This is a genomic window from Marinithermofilum abyssi (assembly GCF_014641195.1).
Lineage (GTDB): Bacteria > Bacillota > Bacilli > Thermoactinomycetales > DSM-45169 > Marinithermofilum > Marinithermofilum abyssi.
In genome coordinates this window covers 13,645-39,346 of the sequence record NZ_BMHQ01000004.1, presented here as the reverse complement: position 1 = coordinate 39,346, position 25,702 = coordinate 13,645, and the positions used below count along the sequence as shown (strand labels likewise).

General features: G+C 53.6%; 19 protein-coding genes. 6 read left to right on the top strand and 13 right to left on the bottom strand.

The genetic code is table 11. The features are described from left to right. Nucleotides 1-9: 9 nt before the first annotated feature. Nucleotides 10-1,278, bottom strand: a complete 1,269-nt coding sequence (gene hisS / locus IEW70_RS06425; RefSeq protein ID WP_188647116.1) for a histidine--tRNA ligase — start codon at nucleotides 1,276-1,278, stop codon at nucleotides 10-12. 614 nt (nucleotides 1,279-1,892) lie between these two features. Between hisS and IEW70_RS06420 the strand changes: the two genes are divergently transcribed. Next, entirely contained in the window at nucleotides 1,893-2,033 is a 141-nt protein-coding gene (locus tag IEW70_RS06420) for a hypothetical protein (RefSeq protein ID WP_188647115.1), read from the top strand. A 312-nt stretch (nucleotides 2,034-2,345) separates the two neighbouring features. On the opposite strand, the gene IEW70_RS06415 is transcribed toward IEW70_RS06420, so the two are convergent. Both IEW70_RS06415 and IEW70_RS06410 read right to left on the bottom strand, forming a co-directional pair. Then, on the bottom strand, nucleotides 2,346-3,536 hold the full coding sequence (locus IEW70_RS06415) for a threonine synthase (RefSeq protein WP_188647114.1): 1,191 nt from the start codon (nucleotides 3,534-3,536) through the stop codon (nucleotides 2,346-2,348). Nucleotides 3,537-3,674: 138 nt separating this feature from the next. Continuing rightward, on the bottom strand, nucleotides 3,675-4,415 hold the full coding sequence (locus tag IEW70_RS06410; protein ID WP_188647113.1) for a YheC/YheD family protein: 741 nt from the start codon (nucleotides 4,413-4,415) through the stop codon (nucleotides 3,675-3,677). A 258-nt stretch (nucleotides 4,416-4,673) separates the two neighbouring features. Between IEW70_RS06410 and IEW70_RS06405 the strand changes: the two genes are divergently transcribed. Continuing rightward, a complete protein-coding gene (locus IEW70_RS06405; protein ID WP_188647112.1) occupies nucleotides 4,674-5,504 on the top strand; it encodes a glycerophosphodiester phosphodiesterase in 831 nt (276 codons plus the stop codon). Nucleotides 5,505-5,940: 436 nt separating this feature from the next. Here the strand turns inward: IEW70_RS06405 and IEW70_RS06400 are convergent, their stop codons facing one another. The 3 genes from IEW70_RS06400 to IEW70_RS06390 form a co-directional block, all read right to left on the bottom strand. Continuing rightward, the gene (locus IEW70_RS06400; protein ID WP_188647111.1) at nucleotides 5,941-7,455 is read right to left on the bottom strand and encodes a coproporphyrinogen III oxidase; all 1,515 of its coding nucleotides are present in this window, start codon (nucleotides 7,453-7,455) and stop codon (nucleotides 5,941-5,943) included. Nucleotides 7,456-7,567: 112 nt separating this feature from the next. Next, nucleotides 7,568-7,732, bottom strand: a complete 165-nt coding sequence (locus IEW70_RS06395) for a hypothetical protein (protein ID WP_188647110.1) — start codon at nucleotides 7,730-7,732, stop codon at nucleotides 7,568-7,570. Between the two features lie 257 nt (nucleotides 7,733-7,989). Beyond that, nucleotides 7,990-8,607: a DedA family protein gene (locus IEW70_RS06390; protein ID WP_188647109.1), complete on the bottom strand. Its 618-nt coding sequence runs from the start codon at nucleotides 8,605-8,607 to the stop codon at nucleotides 7,990-7,992. A 125-nt stretch (nucleotides 8,608-8,732) separates the two neighbouring features. Here IEW70_RS06390 and IEW70_RS06385 point away from each other — a divergent pair, with 125 nt between their 5' ends. Continuing rightward, nucleotides 8,733-9,005, top strand: a complete 273-nt coding sequence (locus IEW70_RS06385; RefSeq protein ID WP_188647108.1) for an acylphosphatase — start codon at nucleotides 8,733-8,735, stop codon at nucleotides 9,003-9,005. A gap of 215 nt (nucleotides 9,006-9,220) precedes the next feature. On the opposite strand, the gene tkt is transcribed toward IEW70_RS06385, so the two are convergent. From tkt to IEW70_RS06350, 7 genes are all read right to left on the bottom strand, one after another. Next, the gene (gene tkt / locus IEW70_RS06380; protein ID WP_188647107.1) at nucleotides 9,221-11,239 is read right to left on the bottom strand and encodes a transketolase; all 2,019 of its coding nucleotides are present in this window, start codon (nucleotides 11,237-11,239) and stop codon (nucleotides 9,221-9,223) included. A 119-nt stretch (nucleotides 11,240-11,358) separates the two neighbouring features. Beyond that, entirely contained in the window at nucleotides 11,359-11,814 is a 456-nt protein-coding gene (gene dtd / locus IEW70_RS06375) for a D-aminoacyl-tRNA deacylase (protein ID WP_188647106.1), read from the bottom strand. Between the two features lie 16 nt (nucleotides 11,815-11,830). Further along, the gene (locus tag IEW70_RS06370) at nucleotides 11,831-13,981 is read right to left on the bottom strand and encodes a RelA/SpoT family protein (protein WP_188647105.1); all 2,151 of its coding nucleotides are present in this window, start codon (nucleotides 13,979-13,981) and stop codon (nucleotides 11,831-11,833) included. Nucleotides 13,982-14,115: 134 nt separating this feature from the next. Continuing rightward, on the bottom strand, nucleotides 14,116-14,451 hold the full coding sequence (locus tag IEW70_RS06365; RefSeq protein ID WP_188647104.1) for a hypothetical protein: 336 nt from the start codon (nucleotides 14,449-14,451) through the stop codon (nucleotides 14,116-14,118). Between the two features lie 309 nt (nucleotides 14,452-14,760). Continuing rightward, nucleotides 14,761-16,827 (bottom strand): transglycosylase domain-containing protein, encoded by a 2,067-nt coding sequence (locus tag IEW70_RS06360; RefSeq protein ID WP_188647103.1) that lies wholly within the window; start codon nucleotides 16,825-16,827, stop codon nucleotides 14,761-14,763. Between the two features lie 291 nt (nucleotides 16,828-17,118). Then, nucleotides 17,119-20,658 carry a UvrD-helicase domain-containing protein gene (locus IEW70_RS06355; RefSeq protein WP_188647102.1) on the bottom strand — a complete coding sequence of 1,180 codons (3,540 nt, stop codon included), beginning with the start codon at nucleotides 20,656-20,658 and terminating at the stop codon, nucleotides 17,119-17,121. Next, nucleotides 20,655-23,924 carry a PD-(D/E)XK nuclease family protein gene (locus IEW70_RS06350; protein WP_188647101.1) on the bottom strand — a complete coding sequence of 1,090 codons (3,270 nt, stop codon included), beginning with the start codon at nucleotides 23,922-23,924 and terminating at the stop codon, nucleotides 20,655-20,657. The genes IEW70_RS06355 and IEW70_RS06350 overlap by 4 nt, the downstream gene beginning before the upstream one ends. Nucleotides 23,925-24,050: 126 nt before the next feature. Here IEW70_RS06350 and IEW70_RS06345 point away from each other — a divergent pair, with 126 nt between their 5' ends. The 3 genes from IEW70_RS06345 to IEW70_RS06335 all read left to right on the top strand — a co-directional run bounded on the left by IEW70_RS06345 (nucleotide 24,051) and on the right by IEW70_RS06335 (nucleotide 25,635). Further along, a complete protein-coding gene (locus IEW70_RS06345; RefSeq protein ID WP_188647100.1) occupies nucleotides 24,051-24,215 on the top strand; it encodes a hypothetical protein in 165 nt (54 codons plus the stop codon). A 191-nt stretch (nucleotides 24,216-24,406) separates the two neighbouring features. Next, nucleotides 24,407-25,027, top strand: coding sequence for a Crp/Fnr family transcriptional regulator (locus IEW70_RS06340; protein ID WP_188647099.1), 621 nt, complete (start codon nucleotides 24,407-24,409; stop codon nucleotides 25,025-25,027). Between the two features lie 242 nt (nucleotides 25,028-25,269). After that, complete coding sequence (locus tag IEW70_RS06335) at nucleotides 25,270-25,635, top strand: group I truncated hemoglobin (RefSeq protein WP_188647098.1); 366 nt, start codon at nucleotides 25,270-25,272, stop codon at nucleotides 25,633-25,635. Nucleotides 25,636-25,702: the final 67 nt, after the last annotated feature.

The window sequence follows — 25,702 nt, the reverse complement described above, 5'->3', positions numbered from 1 at the left end:
GTCCTCCTCCTATTTCCGACTGCCTTCCCGTACATAATCCACAAATTGGTCCAGTGCGATCGTTTCTTGTTCGCCCGTAGCCAACTCTTTGACAACGATGCTGTTTGCTTTCAGCTCATTTTCACCCAAGATCGCCACATAACGGGCTTGGGCACGGTCCGCCGCCTTCATCTGCCCTTTCATCTTGCGGTCCAGGTAATCCCGCTCAGCCGAACAACCTGCTTGCCGCAAGGCCTTCAGCAGCGTGACGGATTGACGCTTGGCCTCTTCCCCCAGCGTGACCAGGTAACAATCCACCCCATAATCGATAGGAAGGGTCACCTCTTGTTCCTCCAAAGCCAGCAGGGTTCGTTCGATGCCAATACCAAAACCAATGCCCGGCACGTCATCCCCGCCGATTTCTTTTACCAGCCCGTTGTAGCGGCCGCCGCCGCCGACAGTTCCCGCTTGGGAACCTTTGCTCTCCACAGTGAACTCGAAAGCCGTCCGGGTGTAATAATCCAGCCCGCGAACCAACCGCGGATTCAGCACATAGTCTACACCCAGTACATCCAGGTACTCCTTCACCGCATCAAAGTGCGTGCGGCACTCATCGCAAAGACAGTCCACCATTTTCGGGGCATCCTGGGTCAGTTCCTTACAGCGCTCATTTTTACAGTCCAAAATCCGCATCGGATTTCGGTCCAGGCGAGACTGGCAATCCTTGCACAGTTCGTCTTTGCGCGGGGTGAGGAACTTCACCAGTTGTTCCCGGTGAACCGGCCGGCACTGGGGACAGCCGACACTGTTCAGCTCCACCTTCACGCCCGTCAGACCGAGGGATTGGTAAAACTGAACACCCAAATCGATAATCTCCGCATCCATCGCCGGCTCTTCTGTCCCGAACACTTCGACGCCGAATTGGTGAAACTGGCGCTGCCGCCCTGCCTGGGGCCGCTCATAGCGAAACATCGGCCCGATATAATACCACTTGGTGGGCTGGGGCTGACCGAACACCTTTTTTTCCACAAAGGAACGAACCACCCCCGCCGTCCCTTCCGGACGAAGCGTCAGACTGCGGTCGCCGCGGTCCGTAAAGGTGTACATCTCTTTTTCCACAATATCGGTGGTCTCCCCCACCCCCCGCTGAAACAGCTCCGTGTGCTCGAAGATCGGGGTGCGAATCTCCGAGAAATGATAACGGCGACACAACTCCCGCGCCTTACTTTCCACATACTGCCACTTTTCCACTTCACCCGGCATCAGATCCACTGTGCCCCGGGGTATCCGAAAAGCCATCCTGCCCGCCTCCTTTGTCTTTTTCCGAATCAATAAAAAATCTCCCGCCACTGACCGTGTTGTCAGGGACGAGAGATTGGTTCCCGTGGTGCCACCCTTGTTTGGAGACGATCGATATGTACGAAAAACAGCGTCTCCCTCTTTAAGCCGGGTATCGTCCGGCGGACGTCCGGCTCTACTCTCCTTGACGGGATTTCGGTCCGGAACCTCCAGGTGTCTTTCCCCGAATCGTGACAGAGAGACGCTTGCAGCCACGGCGTCTCCTCTCTGGCTGCCCGGTGAACGGGTACTCTCCCTTCATAGGCATGCATAATCCATTACTTTGTACATCGCCGAACAAAGAGAAGCATTTCCCAATCCAAAAAGCTTGGTTTGAATATGTATTTTACGGGAAGAACAAAACGTTGTCAAGCTTTTATCTTTGTTGTCCAATAACTGTTCTCTCGTGTAATCCGACGTCCAGGTTTGGAGGGTATTTTTGAAAGCCGCTCTTCCCTTTGTTCGCGGCCTGCTTTCAATCGACGCCCGATTTCGGTTTTGTTGTATCACAGATGTTTACATAACGTATACTGTTATAGTATAATATGTGTAACTTCTTCAGGGAGGGTTCCGATATGGAACAGGAATTCAACACGACGCATGTGGCTATCTGCCAAGTGTGCGGTTCCGAAATCAAGGAGTCGAAAGATTCCGTATTGAAAGAGTGCTGCTCCAATCAATGGGTTAAGCAGCAGATCGACTTCATGTATCGGTAACGGCAACTTAGGCACATCTCCTTATCACGTTTTTCTGCAATGTTTTGTTTTCATTTTTCCCAATCTTCGGCCTAAGGCCGTTTTTTTATTCGTTTATATGGAGAATCACCAACACAAGCGGGAATTTGAAGTACGGACTCCGATAGGACCTTATGCATTTTGGTCAGCCAACAGACGCCATCCCATCCGGTCCTTTACTCGAAAGCCATGATAAAAGACTGGCATGAGAGCTATCCAAAAAACAGGATCGTCCAATAACAGACGTCCCTGTTTACTCGATGTTATAGATCAGAAATGGACTTCCCGAGTCGTTTACTCCATTTCTCTATACTCTCGAATGACTGAAATCTCTCGTGGCGCGGGATAATGCCAGTATTTCAATGCATGCGCGGTATTAAACAACACCACCCGGTCATCTGAACGGATAAAGCCGCTGTCACAGAGCCAAAGCAATGCTGCTGCCACAGCTCCTCCCTCCGGCGACGCCGAGATGCCATGTGCACCCAATATACGTTGGGCATCGGCGATTTCTTCCGCCGTGACCGCCACCGCCGTCCCTTCGGTTTCCCGCAGGATGGATAAGATCAGTGCCCCTGCGGGCGGCCGGGGGACCCTGACACCCGTCGGCGAAGAAGCTGGCGGATTGGCCGGAGGGATCACCTGAGTTGTCTGTTTCTTGACCGCATCTACAATGGGGGTGCAGCCTTCTTCTTGCACGCTGACAAATCGCGGCATCTCCCCTTGTACAAGCCCCAACGCTTTCAGCTCGCGAAAAGCCTTCCAAATGCCGATCAGACCGGACCCGCCACCAGTAGGGTACAAAATTACATCGGGCAACTGCCATCCCATCTGCTCGGCCATCTCCAGCCCCATGGTCTTTTTTCCTTCCAGGCGGCCCGGTTCTTTGGCGGTTCCAACATTGAACCACCCGTGCTCTTTTTTTCCGTCTTCAATGATTTTTCCCGCATCATGAATCAATCCATCTACCAGCCAAGTGGAGGCTCCAAAGCTGACCGCTTCCCGAACAAACATCCCTGGGCAATCTTGCGGAACAAACACATATGCCTCGATGCCTGCCCTTGCAGCATACGCAGCCAAAGCAGAAGCCGCATTGCCATTGGAGGGAACGGCTGCTTTTCGGATGCTCCGCTCCTGAAGCAAGGAGACCGCAACCGAAAATCCCCGAGCTTTGAAACTGCCTGTCGGGTTTTGTTCTTCTCTCTTCACCCAGATTTGACCGACAGGAAGGGATTTCGCCCATCGATCCAAAGAGAGCAGCGGCGTCCACCCTTCCCCCAGAGAAACAACTGCCTGTTGGTTCTGTACCGGCAGCAATTCCCGATAACGCCACATCGAGGCCGGTCGTCTTTGCAAAACTTCCCGGGTCATTTTCGCTTTTACGCGATCCAAGTCATATTCCACCATCCAGACACCACCGCAATCGCACATCCCGATCAATTCAAATGCTCTGCTTTTGCTGCACGCAGAACAGACCATCCGCATCTTTCCATCTCCTCTCCGACAAGTCTATTCAATAGAAGATAGTAACCGGAGGAGGTATTTATGATAGGTGAACGGGATCCCATGAGATCATCAAGCTATGTTCCATGAATCTCGCTCTATACAAGACAGTCGTTATTTTCAACGTTTCCGTAAACGAAGAATTCGGTAATACTGCCCCTTATTCGGCAGGGATGCAAAGATGGCAATGCCTGGAGTGATATTTACTTCATAGATCCACAGTTTTCCATTGGAATTCAGGCCAAAATCAATCCCATACTCCCGAATACGGGGATACCCTTTAGCCATGGCTCTGGCCGCTTCCCGAGACAACTTTTCCAACTGCTGCTTCATATTAGAACGTTGATTTTTGTTGTATCCCAAATGCCGCTTCAGCAACACGTTCATCTCCATCGGTGTCCCGCCGCGGTGACGGTTTGTCACAATCTTCCTTGGGGGAGCCACTGTTCCCGCCACGCCTCCAATCACCCATTTTCCCTGAACACGCTGGATATGCACTCGGATAGCAAAAGGGTTTCCCTTCAGCGTCACACTGGGAATCCCCTGTTGGATCACATATCGACGATGTTTGGTTGATTTCCTTAACACCCGAAACAGGGCTTTACTATCTTTGGAAACCATTCTTTTGCCGGCGGTCCGGACAAGATACCCGCGTCCTTTTCGTCGGTCCACACGAATCACACCGATTCCCTGTCCACCGGCATCCGGTTTGACATACAACGTGGAATACCGGGAAAGCAACCGTTTCATATTGGCAGCGGAAAAGGGAAGCGTCGCCGGTACGTGTGCTGCTGTCGGGGAATGCCTGGTTAACAAATTGGCCTGTGTCCATTTGCTTCTTACGTATCTGAGAGTACGCACCAAATCGATCACCCTGTTCTCCATTAGTTCTCCTATGTTATATCTACGAAACTAGCAAAGAATATGTGTGGGTGTCTTCTCCAGTAAAAACGCCTGAATCCTCTGTTCACTATGGAACAGCCGGTATTCCAGTCTAGCAGGCAGAAAGCTAATTCAACTTAGGTATTAAAATTTACAAAAGGTTTTATTATGTTTAAATCCTTCTTTATACACTCTCCCTACAATGTACCTGAACAACAAAAGGAAGAGGGTATGATCATGCGCTGGAAACCCATGTTGCTGGCTGTCGTTTTGATGTTTGGTTTGGCGGTCGGCCCGGCATTGGACGGTAATGCTTCTGTTGCTCACGCGGAAGACAGCTTTTTGAACATTGCCCACCGCGGCGCATCGGGACACGCACCGGAAAACACCCTGGCTGCTTTTGACAAAGCCGTAGAGATGAAGGCGGATTATTTTGAGCTGGACGTGCAAATGACCAAAGACGGTCACCTGGTTGTCATTCACGATACCACCGTGGACCGGACCACCAACGGAACCGGTAATGTGAAGGACTACACCTTGAAAGAGATCCGCCAACTGGATGCTGGCAGCTGGTTCGGACCCGAGTTTAAAGGGGAACGGATTCCGACCTTGGACGAAGTGTTAGATAAATACCAGGGAAAAATCGGGATCCTGATCGAGTTGAAACAGCCGTCTCTGTATCCCGGCATCGAAAAGAAAGTGGCCAATGAGTTGAAAGAGCGAAACCTTCACAAATCCCATAAAAACATCATCGTTCAATCCTTTGACCAAAACTCCATGAAAACTTTCCACCGCCTGTTGCCCCAGGTACCGATCGGTGTATTGGTCAGTCTCTCGGAAAATCCGGACGGGATCTCCAAGCAGCAACTCCTGGAATTTGCTACATATGCCGACTATGTCAACCCCAACCACAAGCTGGTGGATAAAGATCTTGTCGATAATATCCACTTGTTGGGAATGAAGATCACTCCCTATACCATTCTGGACAAACAGACTGCCGAAGCAATGGTATACAACGGCGTTGACGGCATTATCACCGACTATCCGGAATTGGGGTTTATCAAGTAAAGGTCCAAATGGACCAATGGCTCCGCTACTTTCCGCACTGGGAAAAGCGGGGCTTTTATTTGCACAAAAAAACCGGCACAGGGCCGGGTTGAGATTAATGACAACCTTGCACACAGCACAAATTTATTCTATGAGCAGCTTGAAAAAGAAAAACAACGAACACCACCCTTTCCTGTGAACGTAATATATCCAGACCATAGGGTCTAGTCCGCAAGACATATCTTCCCCCAATATCGTATCGTCATTAAAAAGGCATCCAAGCCTTTCTTTCCTGAGAATTTTGTTATCGTTGTCCCAAAAAACCAGATAAAAAAGCCGATTCCCCACTGTTTGTCAGTGAGAAAATCGGCTTTGTCCTGCTATATCCATCACACGCAAGACCGACGTCGATGGCGTCACCGTCGTGAATCGGGAGGGAATTACCCGCACCATCCTGCTATACTCCAGCAGACGTACCCACTCCGTAAGCTTCGTCCAACGCCGCCAGCTTTTCGTGGATATGGCGGAGGTAGGTATCGATGTACGCCTGGGGTTCTTTTGGGTTGGGCCAGCGTTGGATTTTTCCGGTACCCGGCGGGATGATTTTGCTGACGGCACCGCAGCCTAGGCCGATGATCGTCTGCCGCTCTTCCATGATGATGATGTTGTAGAGGCTTTCTTCCCCAGGAAACGCATAGCCGACGTTTTCCTGATTCCCGAGAATATTCTTCTGCCGGTAGAGATAATAGGGCACGTAACCTTGTTCCCGGGTCCACTCCCGGGCGAGGCGGACCATCTCTGCCACTTCCCGCCATTCGGCCACTTTGTACTTTTCTTTGTTCCGAGTCATGATCGAACCCCGTTTAAAGGACAAGGTATGGACGGTAAGGGATTCCGGACGCAGCTCTTGCATCACGGCGAGGTTTTGCCGGAACTCCTCCACCCCTTCGCCGGGCAGCCCGATGATCAGGTCCATATTGATATTGTGCAGACCCATCTCCCGGGCGAGTTGGTATTTTTCCAGCGTCTCCTTCACGGTGTGGTGACGTCCGATCAGCTTCAGGGTGTTTTCTTCAAAGCTTTGCGGATTGATACTGATGCGGTCCACTTTCCAGCGCTTGAGGAGATCCAGCTTCTCTTCATTCAGGGTATCGGGACGCCCGGCTTCCACCGTCAACTCCCGCACCTCCTCAAAACCGGGAATCGACGCCTTCATTTTGCGAAAGAGCTCATCCATCTGATTTGCAGTGATGGAGGTCGGAGTTCCTCCGCCGAAGTAAATCGTCGTGACCGGAAGTTGGTTTCGTTTCAACCAATCCCCGACCGCTTCCACTTCCTCGTGAAGTCCGGACAAAAATTCTTCTACCGAGCCGTTGCGCCCCTGTATGGCATAGGCGGGAAATGTACAATAGGCGCACTTGGTCGGACAAAAGGGAATACCGACATACAGGCTGACTTCTCGATCCAGCTCGTATAAATCCGGCAGCACCGTGGTTTGCCGATGGACAATCTCCTGCAAAATAGCGATTTTCTCCGGCTCCAACAGATAATCCTTGCGCAGAATCGCCGCGGCTTCGTCCATGGTGTAACCTTTTTGCAACATCATGTGCAGCAGCTTAGTAGGGCGCACTCCCGTCAAGATCCCCCATGGCTGCCGGATGCCTGTCGCTTCTTCCAATACTTGCAGCAAGGCGTGGCTGATCGCTTGCTTCACCCGTTTCCGGTAAGCTTTGCCCGTCTCTCCCGCTTCAGCTTCCCGTACATGAGAACCGTGCCATGCCTGGTCCCGCCCCGGATCGCTCAGCGTCACCGACACCCGGATCGGATGACCTTCCTCCACGGAAAAATGGAGCCACAGATCTGCCGTTTCCTGGTTTTCACTCACGTTTACTTTGGAAAAAAACAATGAAGCAATCAGTTCTATATCCCGATAAAAGGACGGGTCGACCCCGGTTACCCGCAATTGTTTCATCGATTACCGCAACACCTAGCCATTCAAGGTGTGCGTTCCTCCTTTGACGTTAAACTCCTCAGATTTTCTCTCACCAGTCTAGCCCAGTCTTCGCCTGAAATCAATGCGGTTGTTACAGGAAATCCGACGGGTCCAGCCCCTCTAACCAATGCCGGACATAAATCGGCACCCTGCTGGTTCCGACCCCCGTGTCTTGCTCCTGATCATCCTGAAAGTCCACCGACAGATGGAGCGTTTGTTGCACAGCTGCTTTCCGTTCCTTTTCGGCTCGGCGCACGGATATCACCACCGTTTCTTATCGATAGCACTATCCTGCCCGCGGAAAAAGGAGTTTCATACATGTACGAGGTTCTGATACGGAAAACGTTCTTTTACAGAAAGCGCCGACTGAAAGCCTACGCCGCCCAGGCGGGTACATTTCTAACTGCATAGGATGGGTTAATGAGACAGCCCTGAACTTGGGAGTTGTCCGAAGCAGAAATAATGGAGGACGCTAACTACCCAAGAGTCCCACGCCTTCATGCCTGTGGAGTCTCAATGTTTCACATGTTCCTCCTTCCGGCGTGCCCCCCGTACCTTGCTGAACAACACGCCAACCAACACGATAAAACCTGTACCTGCCAAGAGATACGGTGTATACTGATCCAGCGCATGTTGAATCCAGTCGATCGCGTTCTTGAATATCATGCCGGCGGAAAAAAAGAGGAGTGTCCATATAAAACCCGTACTATAAGATAATAGGGCATATTGACGGAAAGGCATCCGGTTCATCCCCACCAGATAAGGCACCACATGGCGCAGTACCGGAAAAAAATAACTGATGCACAACGAGTAGGGGCCGTACTTGGCAACCAACTCCTGCGACTGACGAATGGCTTTGCGCCATTTTGGCTTCCGTTCAAAAGAGTCCAATACCGGTGCCCCTACACGCAACCCCAACACATACCCGAGGCTCAGTCCAGAGATGACCCCCAGATACGTGACGGCGAAAGAGCCGACCGGTTGCAGAATCCCTGCAGCCGACACCGCTCCCCCTGTCATAACAATCCCTTCATCGGGGAGGGGCAAGCCGACGATGCCTAGCCACAAGCAAAAAAACAGGGCCAGATATCCATACTCCATAATCCATTGCAGAAGCAGTCCGTTATCCAATGGATCACTCCTTTATCGTCCAACGATCCAAGATTGGCTGTTTCATTTCTTTGATCTGGAGGGAAGAGGGTTTTTGAGACCGTATATCCCATATGTTCAGGAATCGTGAGATGGGAGTGACAGCAATGCAGCGAGTGCATATGATTGTTCACGGAAAAGTTCAAGGTGTCGGGTTTCGCAGGCACACCCAGCAGTTGGCCGCCCGACGCGGCATTGTCGGATGGGTACGAAACCGGTCAGACGGAACGGTGGAAATCGATGCCCAAGGACCGACAGAAGCGATGAACAAGTTTATCAAAGGTGTACGCAAAGGGAGTCCTTTGTCCAAAGTGACCCGTATCTCCACCCAGTCCAAGACACCGCGGAACGATCTCCGCTCCTTTCAAATCACTTACTGACACCGTATTCCCGTCACGAGAAGCATACATCGTTATCCCGTACCAACGAAAGGGATTTTCGTTCTTTTCGGAAACTTGTCATGGCTTGTTCCCCTCTTTTGCAGATGGGGAGCAGAAGCGCATACTTGCTGGAAGTACCGATTTAGAATACGAATGCCCTCCAATGACAAATACCCGGTCCGGGTGTTCCGGAACCGGGTATTTGATTGCTTTCCTTATGACCGACCCAACACCGTTTTTACGTGTTGAATCACATTGTCCACGTTGAAGCCGTATTTCTCCATGACCAAGTTGCCGGGGGCAGAGGCACCGAAGGTGTCCACTCCGATGACGGCACCCTGGTCACCTACATATTTTTCCCATCCGGAAGGGTACGCCGCCTCGATGGCCACCCGTGCTTTTACCTGGGACGGAAGGACACTTTCCTTGTAATCATCGGATTGCGCGTCAAACAGTTCCCGACACGGCATGCTGACCACCCGGACGTTGATGCCATTGGCTTTCAACTGTTGCTGGGCTTCCATAGCAAGGCTCACCTCGGAACCGGTAGCGATCAGGATCACATCCGGATGTCCGTTTTCCGCATCGGACAGGACATAACCGCCTTTCGCCACGGCTTCTTTGGCCCGTTCGGCGGTGCCCTCCAGCACCGGCAAGCCTTGACGGCTCAGCACCATGACTGAAGGCTTATCCTTTTGTCCCAGCGCATAACGGTAAGCTGCCACCGTTTCGTTGGCATCCGCCGGACGGAACACATTCAGATTCGGGATCAAGCGCAACGACGGAAGCTGTTCCACCGGCTCGTGCGTCGGACCGTCTTCACCGACAGAGATGCTGTCGTGGGTAAAGACATAGGTTACAGGCAACCCGGACAGTGCCGCCAGCCGGATCGAAGGACGGAGATAATCCGAGAACACCAGGAAGGTGGCACCAAATGCTTTCAGACCGCCGTGCAGCATCATCCCGTTCAATGCGGCACCCATGGCATGCTCCCGTACACCAAACCAGACATTTCGGCCGGAGTAGTCCTCTGCGTGGAAGACGCCTTCTCCCTTGAGCTCCGTCTTATTGGAAGAAGCCAGGTCGGCGGAACCGCCGAAAAGCGACGGCACGGTCTTGGCAAAGTAGTTCAACGCTTCACCGGAAGCCGCCCGGGTAGCGATCTTCTTCTCCCCCGGTTGGAAAACGGGCATATCGGCATCCCAGCCCTCGGGAAGCTCGCCATGGATGGCCGTCTCCAATTCACGACCTTGCTCCGGATATTCCTGTTTGTAACGGTCAAACAGCTCGTTCCAGGCTTTTTCCGCATCGGCTCCCTGGGCTTTCAACTGTCGGAAGTGTGCCCGTACCTCTTCCGGGACATAGAAAGGTTCGTCCCACTCCCAGCCGAGGGCTTTCCGCACCGCTGCCGCTTCCTCGGGCCCCATAGGAGCACCGTGCACTTTGTGCGTGCCTGCCAGGTTGGGGCTGCCGAAGCCGATCGTGGTCTTCACTTCAATCAGGGTCGGACGCTCGGTGTCGGTCTGAGCCTCTTTAATGGCCGCTTCGATGGCATCCAGGTCGTTCTCGTCTTCCACCCGGAGTACTTGCCAGCCGTAAGCTTCAAAGCGCTTCTGCACATCTTCCGTAAACGCTTGAGCGAGCTCTCCGTCCAAGGAGATATCATTGGAATCATACAGCGCGATCAGTTTGCCCAACCGCAAATGACCGGCCAAAGACGCCGCCTCTGCGGCTACCCCTTCCATCAGGTCACCGTCACTGCAGATGGTGTATGTGTAGTGGTCGATGAGCGGGAAGTCCTTCTTGTTGTATTTGGCAGCCAAATGGCGTTCCGCCATCGCCATCCCCACAGCGGTGGAGATCCCTTGTCCCAACGGACCAGTGGTCGCTTCCACACCGGGGGTATGTCCGTATTCCGGGTGTCCCGGGGTTTTGCTTCCCCATTGCCGGAAATTTTTCAGTTCGTCCATAGACAGATCATAACCGGAAAGATGAAGCAAGCTGTACAGCAACATCGAACCGTGCCCTGCTGAAAGGACAAAGCGGTCCCGGTTGAACCACTTCGGATTGGCCGGATTGTGGTTCAAGAAACGGGACCACAGGACATACGCCATCGGCGCAGCGCCCATGGGCATTCCCGGGTGTCCCGAGTTGGCCTTTTCCACACCGTCAATCGACAGCATGCGAATCGTATTGACGGCCAGTTGATCCAAGGACTGTTGTTTGATTGTCATATCCGATACGTCCTCCTTATCGAGCAAAATTGCTCCATTGTCTCACGTTATTATAGCACAGGCGGTTGCCAAACCTAGGGTCCCGAAAGTTCCCTGGCGAAGGCCGTCCGCTCTTCTCATCAGCAGCCTTTTCCGTTTTTGCTTTCCAGTATCAGGGTAACCGGACCGTCATTGGTCAGCTGGACATCCATCATCGCACCGAAGATCCCGGTTTCCACCGGCACTCCCAAGGAACGGAGCTCTTCGTTGAACCGATCATACAGCCGCTCCGCCTCTTCCGGCCGGGCCGCTGCCATGAAATTGGGCCGGCGCCCCTTCCTGCAGTCGCCGTAAAGAGTGAACTGGGAAACGGACAATACCCCGCCCCCCACGTCCTTGAGGGAATGGTTCATTTTGCCGTTCTCATCTTCAAAAATCCGCAAATGAACCAGCTTGTCCGCCAGATAGCGGATATCCGCTTCGCTGTCTCCTTCGGTGAAGCCTACCAGACAGACGAGACCCTGTTGAATGGCCCCGGTAACTTGCCCGTCTACTGTCACGCTGGCCTCTTTTGCCCGTTGCAAAACGATGCGCAAACCTCTCCCTCCTCTCCTATTGCATGATGCGGCGCACGCTGTAAATATCGCGTACGGTTTTTACTTTCTCTACCACCGATTGCAGGTGGCTGAGGTTGCGGATGGAGATCGTCATGTTAATCTTGGCCATGCCGCGCCGATCGGCTTTCCCGCTGACAGCGACCAGGTTAACCCGCGTTTCCGAGACCGCTTGCAACACCTCGTTCAGCAAGCCGTTGCGATCCAGCCCGGAGATCTCGATGTCCACATTGTACAACTGATCTCCGATGCCTTCCCATTCCACGGGCACCATCCGCTCTTCCTCAACGGATTTGAGATTGGGGCAATCGGCCCGGTGAACGGAAACCCCTCGTCCCTGGGTGACAAACCCTTTGATCTCGTCACCCGGCACGGGGTTGCAGCACCGGGACAAGCGAACCAGCAGGTTATCCACACCTTTGACGCGCACTCCGTGCCCCACCCGTTTCCGGCGCTGGGGAATCGCTTTGACATCCGGCAGCACCAAGGGCTGCTCTTCTTCGGCGCGCAGTCCATCCGTCAGCCGGTTTACCACCTGCGTGGCGGAGAGGCCCCCATACCCTACAGCAGCGTACATATCCGTCTCATCGGGGAAATTGAACTTCTCGGCCACCTCTTTTACCCGGTCGCTGCCCAGAATCGCCCCGGCATCGAAATCCTGCTTTTTCAACGCCGCTTCGATCATTTCCCGGCCTTTGGCCACACTTTCCTCTCGCCGCTCTTTTTTAAACCAGTTTCGGATCTTGTTCCGGGCTTGGGAGGATTTGACCAGCTTCAACCAGTCCCGACTGGGCCCGTAGCTGTGTTTGGATGTCAAAATTTCTACGATATCCCCGGTTTTCAATTTGTGATCCAACGGGACGATTTTGTTGTTCACTTTGGCTCCGATACAACGGTTTCCCACTTCCGTGTGAATCCGGTAGGCAAAATCCAGGGGAACAGAGCCTGACGGCAGCTCCAGCACATCCCCCTTGGGGGTAAAGACGAACACCGAGTCGGAAAACCAGTCCATCTTCAAGTTTTCCACGAATTCCTGGGCATTGTTGCTCTCTTGCTGCAATTCCAGAATTTCGCGGAACCACTTCAGTTTATCATTGAAGCTCCCTTCCACTTGGGAACCTTCTTTATACGCCCAATGAGCGGCGATACCGTATTCCGCCGTCCGGTGCATCTCCGTGGTGCGGATTTGTACTTCAATCGGTTCGCCTTTGGGACCAATCACCGTCGTGTGAAGGGATTGGTACATGTTGGCCTTGGGCATGGCGATATAGTCTTTAAAACGGCCAGGCATCGGCTTCCAAATCGTATGAATGATGCCGAGCACCGCATAACAATCCCGAATCGTATCAACAATCACCCGAACCGCCAACAGGTCGTAGATCTCATTGAACTGTTTGTGATCTTTGACCATTTTGCGATAAATGCTGTAAATGTGCTTGGGTCGACCGGAGATATCTGCATTCAGCCCCATCTTCTCCAACCGCTCGCGCAGGGTCGCAATGACCTCATCCAGGTACTGTTCCCGCTCCGCCCGCTTTTTCTTCATAAGATTGACGATCCGGTAATATTGCTGTGGATTCAGATGACGGAGAGCGATATCTTCCAGTTCCCACTTGATCGTGGAAATTCCCAGCCGATGTGCCAGCGGGGCGAAAATCTCCAGGGTTTCCTTGGCGATGCGGCGACGCTTCGTTTCCGGCAAGTATTTGAGGGTCCGCATGTTGTGCAGGCGGTCCGCCAGTTTAATCAAAATCACCCGGATATCCTGAGCCATGGCCACAAACATCTTGCGGTGATTTTCCGCCTGATGTTCTGCCGTCGACTTGTATTTCATATGTTTTTTCAATTTGGTCAAGCCGTCCACAATCTGGGCCACGGTCTCACCAAATTCCGCCTCCAGCATCTCCAAGGTGACCCCGGTATCCTCCACCACGTCATGCAAAATGGCGGCAGTCAGTGTCGTGGCATCCATCTTGAGATCCGCCAGGATTTCCGCCACTTCCACCGGATGCACGATATAAGGTTCCCCAGATTTGCGGGTTTGCCCGCGATGCGCCTCTTCGGCGAAGAGATACGCTTTTTCAATGGCCGGCAACTCTTCCTCTTTCAAATACCGGCTTACTTTTTCCATCAATCGTTCTATCGGCATCGTCACACTCCACCACTTTGCTTAATTTCTCAACGAAATTTTTCCCTATATTATCTCGTAATCCAGGGGCGAAGTAAAGGGGCATAGCAAAAACCCCCGGGGGTTTTACCGGGGGTTTTTGGCTGTGCCTCATCTCAAGCACGATGCTTGAGGAGCATTTTTCCCGTCACTCGTAAATAGAGGAAATATACCGAGGCGATAATCGACAACGTTAAGGAGATACCGTATTGCAAATCCGCATCCGTGCTGTTTAATCGGTAAAATGACCAGAGTACCCAACCGTATGAAGCCATCTCAAAGGAATTCAAAAACAAGGACCAGACCCGGAGGAGATAAGAGCGCAGGTTGACATCTCCAGGGCTGAACAATTCCTTGAACAACAAGCCGACCACCAACACCATCCACAGAACAAAGCCAGATACGACGATGCGGGCGAATCCGGCCAGTAATTCGGTAAAAAACTGGGACATGATATTCTCCTCCTTTCATTATATCATGATGCTCATAGTATACCACGTTCTTCTGCACATCTTTGAAGTCAAGCGGAAAATGATCCAGAACCCTTTTGACACCACAATCTCTTATACACAGCAAAAAGCTCTTCTATCCGTCGCGCCATTCCGACGTCGCTAAAAGCGATTCTGTCCATCCAGTGAGTCAACGAGACGCGGTACCATGTGGGATGCACTCAAAAGCGCAAGTACCCACAGGGGCACACGTCACGCCTTGGTCGTACTCAGGTCGTGTTATGTGCCGCTTTTTTGTCTCGTTTTTTGCCACTACCACTGTTCCAGCTTTTCCCGCCATTCTTTCGCTTTCTTTTTGAGCGCGTCTTCCAGTTGCTTCTTCCGTTTGTTCCATTCCTTCTTCAGTTCTTTGCGCAGCTTGTCGGGTTCCTTTTCCTTTTTCTTCTCCTCTTCCACTTTGGGCGGCTTTTTGTACTTGACCATTGATAGATCGAAAGCCTTCACAGGCTGTCCTTTCAACGCTTCCGACATGATCTCCCGGAAGATCGGCCCTGCCGTCGATCCGCTGGACGTAGTCAGGTAGTGGCGGGCATCCGTCTTGTCATAGCCGAGCCAGACTGCTCCGACCAGCTGCGGCGTATAGCCGACAAACCAGTTATCTTTGGCTCCGCTGGCCTGTCCGGGCACTTGAGTGGTTCCCGTTTTGCCGGCTGTGGGACGACCCGGCAGTTGGGCCTGCCGTCCTGTTCCCTCCTGCACCACTCCCCGCAGCATATAGGTAATGTGTTGTGCTACTTTGCGGGAGGTGACGCGGATGGATTTCTTGTACCATTTGCCCATGTTTTCCCCGTCAACGTTTTCGATCCGCTTGATGGTATGGGCATCCGCCATTACCCCATTGTTGGGGAACACGGAATATGCCTGGGCCATGTGCAGCGGGGATGTTCCCTGATTCATGCCGCCGAGAGCCAATCCGAGACTCTTGTCTTCCTGTTTCAGCGGGATGCCGAAACGCTCCACCGCATTGGCCCCTTGTTCCACCCCGATCCGGTCCAACAGCCAGACCGCCGGTATGTTGGCCGAATGGATGACGGCTTCATACATGGTCACTTCTCCCCGGTACCGTCCATCATAATTGGTCGGACGGTAATCCCTGAAACTCATCGGTTCGTCCTTCAGCCGGCTGGCGATCGTATACCCTTTTTCCAAAGCAGGCGTGTAAACGGAGAGCGGCTTCATCGTGGATCCGGGCTGCCGTTTCAACTGGGTGGCATGGTTGAAACCGCGGAACACATGCTCTCCACGCCCGCCGACGAGCGCCCGAATTCCCCCGGTGGTAGGATCCAGCAACACGGTGCCGCTCTGGACCAGCTGATCATCCGGACTTTGCGGGAAATAGGCGGGATTGCGATACACCCGTTCAGCAGACTCTTGCATGCGCGGGTCCAGTTCCGTATAGATCCTCAGCCCGCCGCTCAGCACCTCGTTTTCGGTCAGGTTGTACCGATCGATCGCTTCCTGGATAATCGCATCTACATAAGAAGGATATCTCCCTTTGTATTCGTCCAGTTTCTTGCCTTGCAAGACAACATCCGCGCTTTTCGCCCGGGCCAGCTCCTGGGAAGAGATAAACCCTTGCTCCTCCATTTTATCAAGGACGACGTTCCGTCGTTCCATCGCCTTGTTAAAGTGTTTAAAGGGGGACAGGGATGACGGAGCCTTGATCATCCCAGCCAGCGTCGCGGCTTCCCCCAGGTTCAAATCTTTTGCATCCTTGCCGAAATAGGTTTGGGCCGCTTTTTGCACGCCCCAGGCACCTTCACCGAAATAAATGGTATTCAGATAATGTTCCATGATCTGATCTTTGGAATAAGTGCGCTCGATTTTCTTGGCATATAAGAATTCCTTGATCTTCCGCTTGTACGTGCGGTCATGGGTCAAAAACACATTTTTCGCCAACTGTTGCGTCAGCGTACTCCCTCCCTGAACCACGCTGCCTGCTTGCAGGTTGGTCACGGCAGCGCGCAGGGTTCCCACATAATCGACGCCGGAATGATGATAAAACCGTTGGTCCTCAATGGCGACCACTGCCTGAATCACATGCTTGGGAACTTGATTGATTTTCACTCCCTCGGATTGGGAAGCGGAAATCTTGCTGGCAACCTTGCCGTACCGGTCATAGATCAGGGTGGGTTGCGGCGTCGCTTTATCCAGTGCGCTGACATCCATCGACCAGATCGCCACGTTCAGCACCAGGACAAACAGCAGCAACGCTGCTCCCGCTCCCCATAAGGTTCGCCGAAACCAGGGCTTTCGTATCCAGCCCTTCCATCTATCGGTCCAGCCGGAGTTCGGATGCACATCCCGTTTGTTATCCATCGATGAATTTCTTCACTCCCATTCCCTTCATTGCAAAAAGTCCCTCCCGCCAAAAAGGAGGGACCGCCCCTTGTTTTTTGGCGTCGCATTTCCTAACACATGCAACGCATTAGGATCCCGGCACGGTGACAACCTTTTATTTCCATAAACGGCGGTACTGGCCCAAAGCGTCGTCATCTGTGCAGGAGGATTCCATCTCTTGCACAGCCAGTAAAGCTTCCCCGTGCTGCCTAGCTGTATTATACCTTGGAAAGAAGGCGGTGTGTGAAGAGATTCAACGTCGGACTCCCCTTACACCTGTTCCCCTTCTTCACACAGAAACCGATACGCACAATACTGACAACGTATGCCCGGACGCGGGGGGAACGCTTCCGGCTTTTCTTCCTGCCGCAGCATGCGGGAAACGGTATGGAGTGTGGCCTGCGCTTGGTGCAACCATGGTGGATTCACTTCCCACCGCTTTTGCCGGTCCGGTTGGAGAAAATACAGGACCGCGCGCCGAACGGAAAGGTTCCACGCCTCCTTTGCAGCCAACACATACAGTTGGATCTGAGGAAGGTACTCCTCCGCCGTTTCTTCCACTTCTTCCGCGGAAATTCCGTTCGTCTTGTAATCGACCAGTTCCCATTCTCCATCCGGGCCCCGATGCAAACGGTCGATGATCCCTTCCAGCTTCAATCCTGCCATCGGCTGCAAAAAACGGGCTTCCTTCCGCACCGACTCGTAACCGGTACCGTGATATTCACTGGCGAGGTATACCTGAACCAGCTTCTGCACTTCCTCCACCGCTGCCGGAGAGGACGGGTCTGCATTCATTTCCGCCAGTGCCTCCCGGATCAATGGCGCCACGTCATCTGCCGTTTCATCCCCTTTACACCACTCCAACACCCGGTGGACCACCTCCCCTTTGATTTGAGGGGTCAGCTCACGGGCTTCATGCGAACCCTCAACAGACCCGCTTGGTTCGTCCCATCCTTCTCCCACTTGCGGCAGCTGCCACATCCGTTCATAAAAATAGCGGCGGGGGCAGTTTGCCAATCGGGTTACATCGGTCACACTGACCGGAAACAGATCAGCTTCCCCGTATCCCCGGGTTTCCAAACACAGCCCCTGAATAGGATCGGCCATGGGGACCCGGGACAAGAGATCTGCTTCCGCTGGTTCCGACCGCAGCTGAACGGGCAATGGCTCCCCCGCTTCCTCCCATTTCCGCAACTGGATATGCACACCGGTTATCGGCTCCCATCGTTCCCGGCTGTTTCCGATCTCCCCGAATGCACCGTTCAACCATTTGCTCCAAGTGTCTCCCGACAGGATGGGTTCCCCTTTGGCGAACCCTTTGTGTTCTTCCGGCGTTCCGCTCAGAATCAAGCGGTCTTCCGCTCGGGTAACCGCCACATAAAAGAGGCGCACCGATTCTTCCCGCTCCCGCTTGCGCTCCTCTTCCGCCCTCTGCTTCCAGCGAAAGCTTTCCCGGCGTTCCCCCCATTCATCGGTTAACGTGATCGCCAACCCTTGGTCCGGGTCGAGCAGCACATCCGGCACCTTCACCGGCTGCCGACGGGACAAGTCGGGGACAAATACCACCGGAAATTCCAATCCTTTGGACTGGTGAATCGTCATCAGCCTGACGCTGTTACCATTCGCCTCTTCCACCTGGGCTTCTGTTTCCGGATGACCCGCTGCCGCCCATTCCTCTACTTTACGCAAAAAGCTGTTCAAGGAAGGATCTGCTCCTTCCTCCCAACCCCGGGCCACCTGAACCAGCTTTTCCAGGTTGGCCACCGCCTGTTTTCCAAAGGGAGTACTCCATAAAACTTGGCGGTAACCCGATTCCTCCAACAAACACTCCATGAGTTCGGCAACCGCTACCCTTCCTGCCCGTCGGCGAACCCCATGTAACACGCGGAGAAACTGGCGCAGCTTGAGCCGCTCCTCCTCCGGCAGTCCTTCTGTCCGCAGCCAGCTGTCCGGGTCGGACTCCCACTGCTCCCTGCGGGAGAGTAACCAAAGGGTTTCGTCCGAAAGGCCGCAAAAGGGAGAGCGCAGTACACCCACCAAGGAAAGCCGGTCTGACATATCCGCCGCATAACGCAGAAAATGAAGCACATCCTGTACTTCCTGCCGCTCGTAAAATCCACGCCCTTTTACCACATAAAAGGGAATTCCTCGAAGCAGCAACGCTTCCTCATATCGTTTCACATGCTTCATGGTTTGAAAAAGAACAGCGATCTCCCCCGGCTTTCTCCCTTCGTGGATAAACTGGCCGATCCGGCGGGCAATCTCGTCCGCCTCCACATCCCGCACTTCCCGTCCCTCGGGACAATCCTCCCGATCAGGCAAACAAATCCACTCCACCCGCGGCCCTTTGGCGGATGAACGTTTGGCAAGGGCCGGGCGGTAATGGTTTACCTCTTCGGGATCACTGGACATTAACTTTTCAAACAGACCATTGACAAAGGCAATCACGGCCGGATCGGAGCGGAAGTTGTCCACCAGCGCCACTTCTTTTCCTCCCCGGGCTTGGATATCCCTCCGGGTGGCGCTGAACACCTCGACATCCGATCCTCGAAACCGATAGATGGATTGTTTCGGATCCCCGACTACAAACAGCTTGCCCGGCTGGGGTTGACCGTCCGCTCCCAAGGAAAGCAGATCGACCAGCTGCTTTTGCGCTTGGTTGGTATCTTGAAACTCGTCTACCATCAGATAAGCAATCCGGTCCCGTTCTTTTCGGTAGACCCGGGGATGTGTGCGAAATAACTGAACCGACCGTATCTGCATCTCGTCAAAATCAACGGCATGCCGTTTTTCCTTCGCTTGGCGGTACCTTTCATCCACGTCCGCCAGCAAAGACAGCAACCAATCCACTAACTCCCGCTCTTCAGGCAGCGTCATCCACCCTTCCAACACTTCGCTCCAGGCGGCGGCAGCCGTCCTCATCCGGTCCCGGGGCAGGGTTACTTCCTCCTTCTTGCCCCAGTTTCCCTTCAACAGTGCCTCCGCTTCCCGCAAAGCGGGAAGCCACTCTTCCGGTTGCGATCCTTGTTTCAGGGACGCGGCCAGGGACGGCCACGCTTTTTGAAAGGCCTGCGCTTTTTTGCCGCCTTCCACCTGCATCAGCCGATCTCCTGCCGCCAGCACATCCAGGAGACCCGTCCGGACCTTTTCCTGCAACTGTTGCCGAGTTTTCTGCAGATGATCCAGTGTAGCCTCCGACAGACGCTGGGGGTTGAGTCCTTGGTTGAGCATCGCCCGGTACACCCCCGCGATCTGTTCCACCGTCTTGTCGATTCCCCAGCGCATCCACGTGCGTTCCACGGGTGAAGTGCCGTTCTCCTGTTGCGGCAGCCGGGCGAAGGAGCGGTTGAGTGCTTGCTGAATGGCTTCACGTAACAACACCGTTCCCTCTGCCTCATCCAACACCCGGAAACCGGGGTCCAATCCCGCCTCCACCGGATATTCCCGCAATAAACGGGCACAAAAAGCATGAATGGTTGTGATTCGCGCCTGTTCCATCTCTGTCAGCAAACGATGCCACGCGCCGGCCTCCCTCTCTTTGCCCGACTCTTTGGCTGTCTGCCAGCGCGCTGTGACCCCGCTTCGTATCCGCTCTTTCATCTCAGCGGCGGCTTTTTCGGTAAAAGTGATGGCCACCACCCGCTCCCAAATATCTTCTTCATCCAGATGGCGGGACAAAATAAGAAGAAAGCGTTCCACCAGTACCCGGGTTTTGCCGGAACCCGCACCGGCCGTCACGATGCAGTCCGTATCCAGAGAGTCCACCGCTTCCTGTTGCGCCGGGGTCAGCAGAAGCTTGTCCGTCGTCATGGTTGATCACCTTCCTCATCCGGGCTCCCTTTGCCTGAGCGGCGGGTATCGATGCGGCACACATGTTGATGGGGACAGTAGGCGGGACAGCCCCGGGCAGGGTCAACGGCAAAGTTGCCTGCTTCGATCCAGTCGAGCTGCCGGGACAGGCTGTTGCGGATCTCCTCCTGCACACGAACCCAATCCCCTTCCTCCAAGAGACTGCCGGCCCGAGCGCTGATTCCCGCTTTGTCCGCATGTGCTTTGCGCCACAACCCTTGGTTGCGGTTGTCTGTGGGCGGATTGCCTCCTTTTCGCTTTCCCGGTGTATAAAAGGCCGCCCCCAATGCCCGATCCGGCTGAAAACCGAAGGATTCTTGCAAAGCCCACATATACAGCGGCAGCTGCAGATGGGCTCCCCCATGCACATCTGCCGTCAGGGGTGCCGATCCGGATTTGTAATCGTAAATCACATACTCTCCCTCATCATTCACATCGATCCGGTCCACCTTTCCCCTCAGCCGGATGGTACGAGTCTCGGACAGGGGGATCTGTGCCGGAGACGAGGTGGACGCCCCATCCACCTCCCCGGATTGCACCAGGGTGGAATCCACCTGCATGCCAAAAGAAAACTCCAAATGGCGGGGCCGCAGTCGGTGGTCTCCCTTTTTCCGCCACATCTGCTCATGTTCCAGCATCGTCAACAGCTTTTGCCGTAGGCGCGCTTTCTCCACTCGCAGAACCAAGGAATCGACAGCACCCCGTACCGTCATCCATTCCTGCCAGACGCTGTCCAGCACGGCCAACATCCGATCACGAGCATCTTCCGGCTGGATCTTGTGCAGAGGTGTTTCCCGGTGAAATTTCCAAAAACGGGTCAGCACCCGGTGCATGAATTCTCCCCGTTCCAACGCGGTCATTTCCTCATCGGCATCCTTTCGGGGCAACGCCTGCAACATGCGACCGGCAAAAAAATGAAAGCGGCACTGCATCAATTCATTTAACTGAGTAGCACTCCACACCTGGCTACGAAAGCGTTCCCGCCAGTCGTCCATCACCGCCAGGCTCAACACACCATCGAACTTTCCGGCCTTCCCGTACCAACGTTGCCTCTCCGCTTCCACCCTTGCGGCGAGATATCGGGCTCCCTCTGGATTCTGCCGGAACCACTCTGCAAGATGGGCATCGGCTCTCTCCCGTTCCTCGGGGCTGTTAGACTTTGTCTGTGGTTTATGCAAGGTGGCGACGGCCCACTCCGTTTTCCGGGACCAGGAAGGACAATCTTCCCACCTGGGAGGTAAGACATCGGACACTGCTCGCTCTGAGACAATCAAAGTTCCCGGTAAAAACACTTGTTTCAGCTCTTCCAGATAGGGAGAAGGCAAACGGCGGTTCCCTTCTTCCGACACAGCGGGATAAGAAAGAACCAGGCGTTCCTTGGCGGCGACAAGCGTTTGGAAAAAAGGAGTGATCTGATGCGCCCGCTGCTCTTTGGACAAGGCCAATCGCACCCCTTCTTTCCGAAGGCGCTGCCGTTCCTCATCCGAAACCAGCCAGTCCTCACGAATGGGACGGGGCCAAACCCCTTCCGCACATCCCAGCACAAATACCGCACGGAATCGTTCCCCCCGCACTTGGTTGGGCTCCAAAATCCGAATGCCGCCTTTGCGCCCGGGATTCATTTTCACCTCTTTCCGCTCCGCGGCCCGTTCCAAAGCGGCGGCAAAATCCGTTAAGTCCGCCTCTGTCTCTCCCCAACGGCTGGATGCGAACAGCGGCTCCCATTCGTCCAAAATCTGCTTGATCTGTTCCCAAACGCTCATCTCCTCCGCCAACAAGGAAAACATCCGGGCATCCCGGGCCATTTCCCGCCAGGCAGATGGACGGCGCAACACATGGGCCCAATCCCGGAACCAGTCCCTCCATTCCTGCCAGGTGCTGCGAAAAGGGATCGCCTCCACCCAACGATAAAGGGTGCGCAATCGGGTGAGCAGCTCCCATGGGACACCTTCCGATTCCATCTGTTTGCGAAAAGCATCCTGTTCTATACGGGACAACCGGCGTTCCAGGGCTTCCGAGGAACGAGGCTGCCCCAGCAGGCGATACCCGCGGATGAGGGCTCCCCGTTGTTCGGGTTCTCCCAACGGAAGCCAAGAGCTTTCCATCAGCGCCGGACGCAGGGATTCATTGCCCGCACGGACGGACAGCCCATGCAGCAAGGTACGCATCAACGGATGCCGGGATAATCGCTTTCTTTCCTCCCGTTCGCATGGGATGCCCGCTTCCCGTAAAACGGAGAAAAGGTCGTGACGATAGATATCCAAATCCGGACAAATGATCGCCGCTTCCGATATCGGGGCACGGCTCAGCCGCCGCCAAGCTTGAATGCGGGCCACCACCTCTTCCACTTCTCGGCGAATTCCCGGAGCAGCAATCACTTCAATCGAATCGTCCGCCGGACAGGAAGGCGCATCGGGATGAAACACCCAACGCGTGAGGTGTCGCAATGTTTCTTTTTTCTCTTTTCCACTGGGAGAAGAAGTCAGCTTCCGGGAGACAAACCCGCGACCACGCAAGCGGTTGATCAATTGCTCTGTTTCCTGGAACAGGCGGGGGCGCTCTTCATCCCATGCCAAATGCAAAGAGACTTCAACCCCGGCCGTCACCAGTTGTACCAGCAATTGCTCCTGCAACACCGACAAATCGGGAAAATGTTCTGCCGCTACCCTTTGCGGCAGGTCCACTTCCATCTTGCGCACGGCTTCCATCAACAAATAGTAGGGCTCCTCGTGATCCAGCAGTCCTTCCTCATCGAGAAGGCGCTGATACTCCCGGTATATGCGAGCCAGTTCCCTGAGGGGGGCCTCTTGTTTCTGCCACAGGTCATCCAGCCGCTCCGGACGGATGCCCGCCCGTTTAATCTCTCCGATGCGGGCTTCCACTTTTTTCAACCATCCGGGTTTATCCGTCATTTCCCGGTAATGCTCCAATCCTTCTTTCGCCAGCACATTGGCTGCCGCCTGGCGAACCAGCCACTCCTGTTCCACCGGAGTCATCAACCGGCGATATTGCGTAACAGGAAGGGCGCTCAATACAAACTGGTCAAAGGTAAGAAAACGGACCGTCCCGGAAATCCCCCACCGGACGGACCTCCTCCGAAATTCTGTCACTTGGCGGACCGTCGGAAGCAGATAAACCACCCGGCCCTCTCCTTTACTCAGGAGCTCCGCCAGCCCCATTCCTTCTGCCGCATGTTCCGGCGGATGCAGTAACACGGTTCCCGGCATATGTATCCTCCTCACGTGAAAAGTTCCACGCATAAGAACTCCCCATGGGAAACAAGATTTTAATACTCATGCTTACGATAGCAAAACATCCTACAGCTGGGTACTGCAAACAAGGAGGAATTTTTCATGGAACAACGATCCAAACGACTTCCCCCCGAAATGGAAGCCAAAAATCTGGTGCAATTAACCGACGAGGACGAATCGGAGATCACCGATTCTATACTGGAAGCTTACGGACCCACACCCTACGACCCGGAAGCTGTGGAAAGCGAGGAAGAAAAGCAGGAGTAGTGCCCATCGAAATGCGGGAATCCCCCCATGGACGATTCCCGCTTTTTCCTTAAAGAAAAAGTTTGCGGGTGACAACGTTTTCTTTTACACTTTTCATAGAGGTGGGCGGAGGGACGGTCAACATGAATCCAATCACATCATTTTTACAGACAATTCCTTTACTTCATCGCCTTTCACCGGAGATCCTCCGCATGGTCAGTCAAAAAATGATTGAGCGGAAGTACAAACGGGAAACCGTGATTCATCTGCGAGGCGAACCGATCGACCGGGTGTTTATCCTCCGCAGCGGCAAGGTGAAAATGTACAGGACAGACCCGGACGGAAAAAAATCGCTGCTCACTTATCACCATCAGGGCGACCTCTTTCCGCTTTACGGCTTTTTTCAATCGGCTGTATTCCAGGCAGATGCGCATGCTGAGGAAGATTCTGTCCTTCTGGTCATTACGCTGGAAGATATGAATCAACTGCTGAAAGAATATCCAGAATTGAGCCAGCGTGTGATCACCTTGATGGGGCAGCGAATGTTGGAACTGGAACAACAATGGAGTGAAACCATTATTTTTGATGTTCAGGAACGGCTGATCATGCTCCTTCTCCGATTGGCTCAGGATGTAAGCCGCCCGTATCAAGGATCATGGGTAAAGCTTACCGAAAAATTCACCAATCGAGAACTGGCGCAAATGATCGGTTCCACCAGGGAAACGGTCAGCCGCATTCTGAACCGGCTCAAACGGCAGGGAATCGTCGGAGGTCATCAGGGGTATCTGTTGATTCACGTGGCTCATTTGGAAAGCCGGATCGAGGAACATTAATCAATTCCTGCAAATGCAATCCATCCCATTATTTTTATAGAAAAGCAACCTCGGGTGTGATATATATCACGCCTGCTTGTTTGTGGATTTGTTACAGTAAATACATCTCTTTGTTTCTTGTACTCATTTCCATCCATCCTTTACTTTGTTCATGGGTATATGGATTCCCGCCTGCATCCCCGAACTTTTGTCTGAAAACCAATGATACTTTTCTCTTGCTTGTTGAAATGGGGGGAACATCCGTGGCAGCAGAAACGTTGTACGATAAACTCGGCGGCGAAAAAGGCATTTCCGCCGTCGTCCATGAGTTTTACGATCGCATGATTGCTGATGAGAAGGTGCGACACTACTTCACATACACGGACTTGGAAAAGCTTCGGGAGCATCAGATTACATACTTTATGAGCTACGCTCTGGGCGGTCCCCACAAATACCAGGGAAATACACTGCGCATCGCTCATAAAGGACTGAATATCTCATTCGAAGCATACGAAATTGCGATCCGTCACATGAACGGAGCCTTGCGGAAATACAATGTTCCGATCGATGACCGGGTCACCGTGGAAGCTTTTCTGCGGGCAGTGAAGCCGCACATCATCAACAAGTGACTGAAAAGCAGCGTCTGTTCGCGGACGCTGCTTTTTGGTTTCCAATGCATTTCCAATGATTCATGAA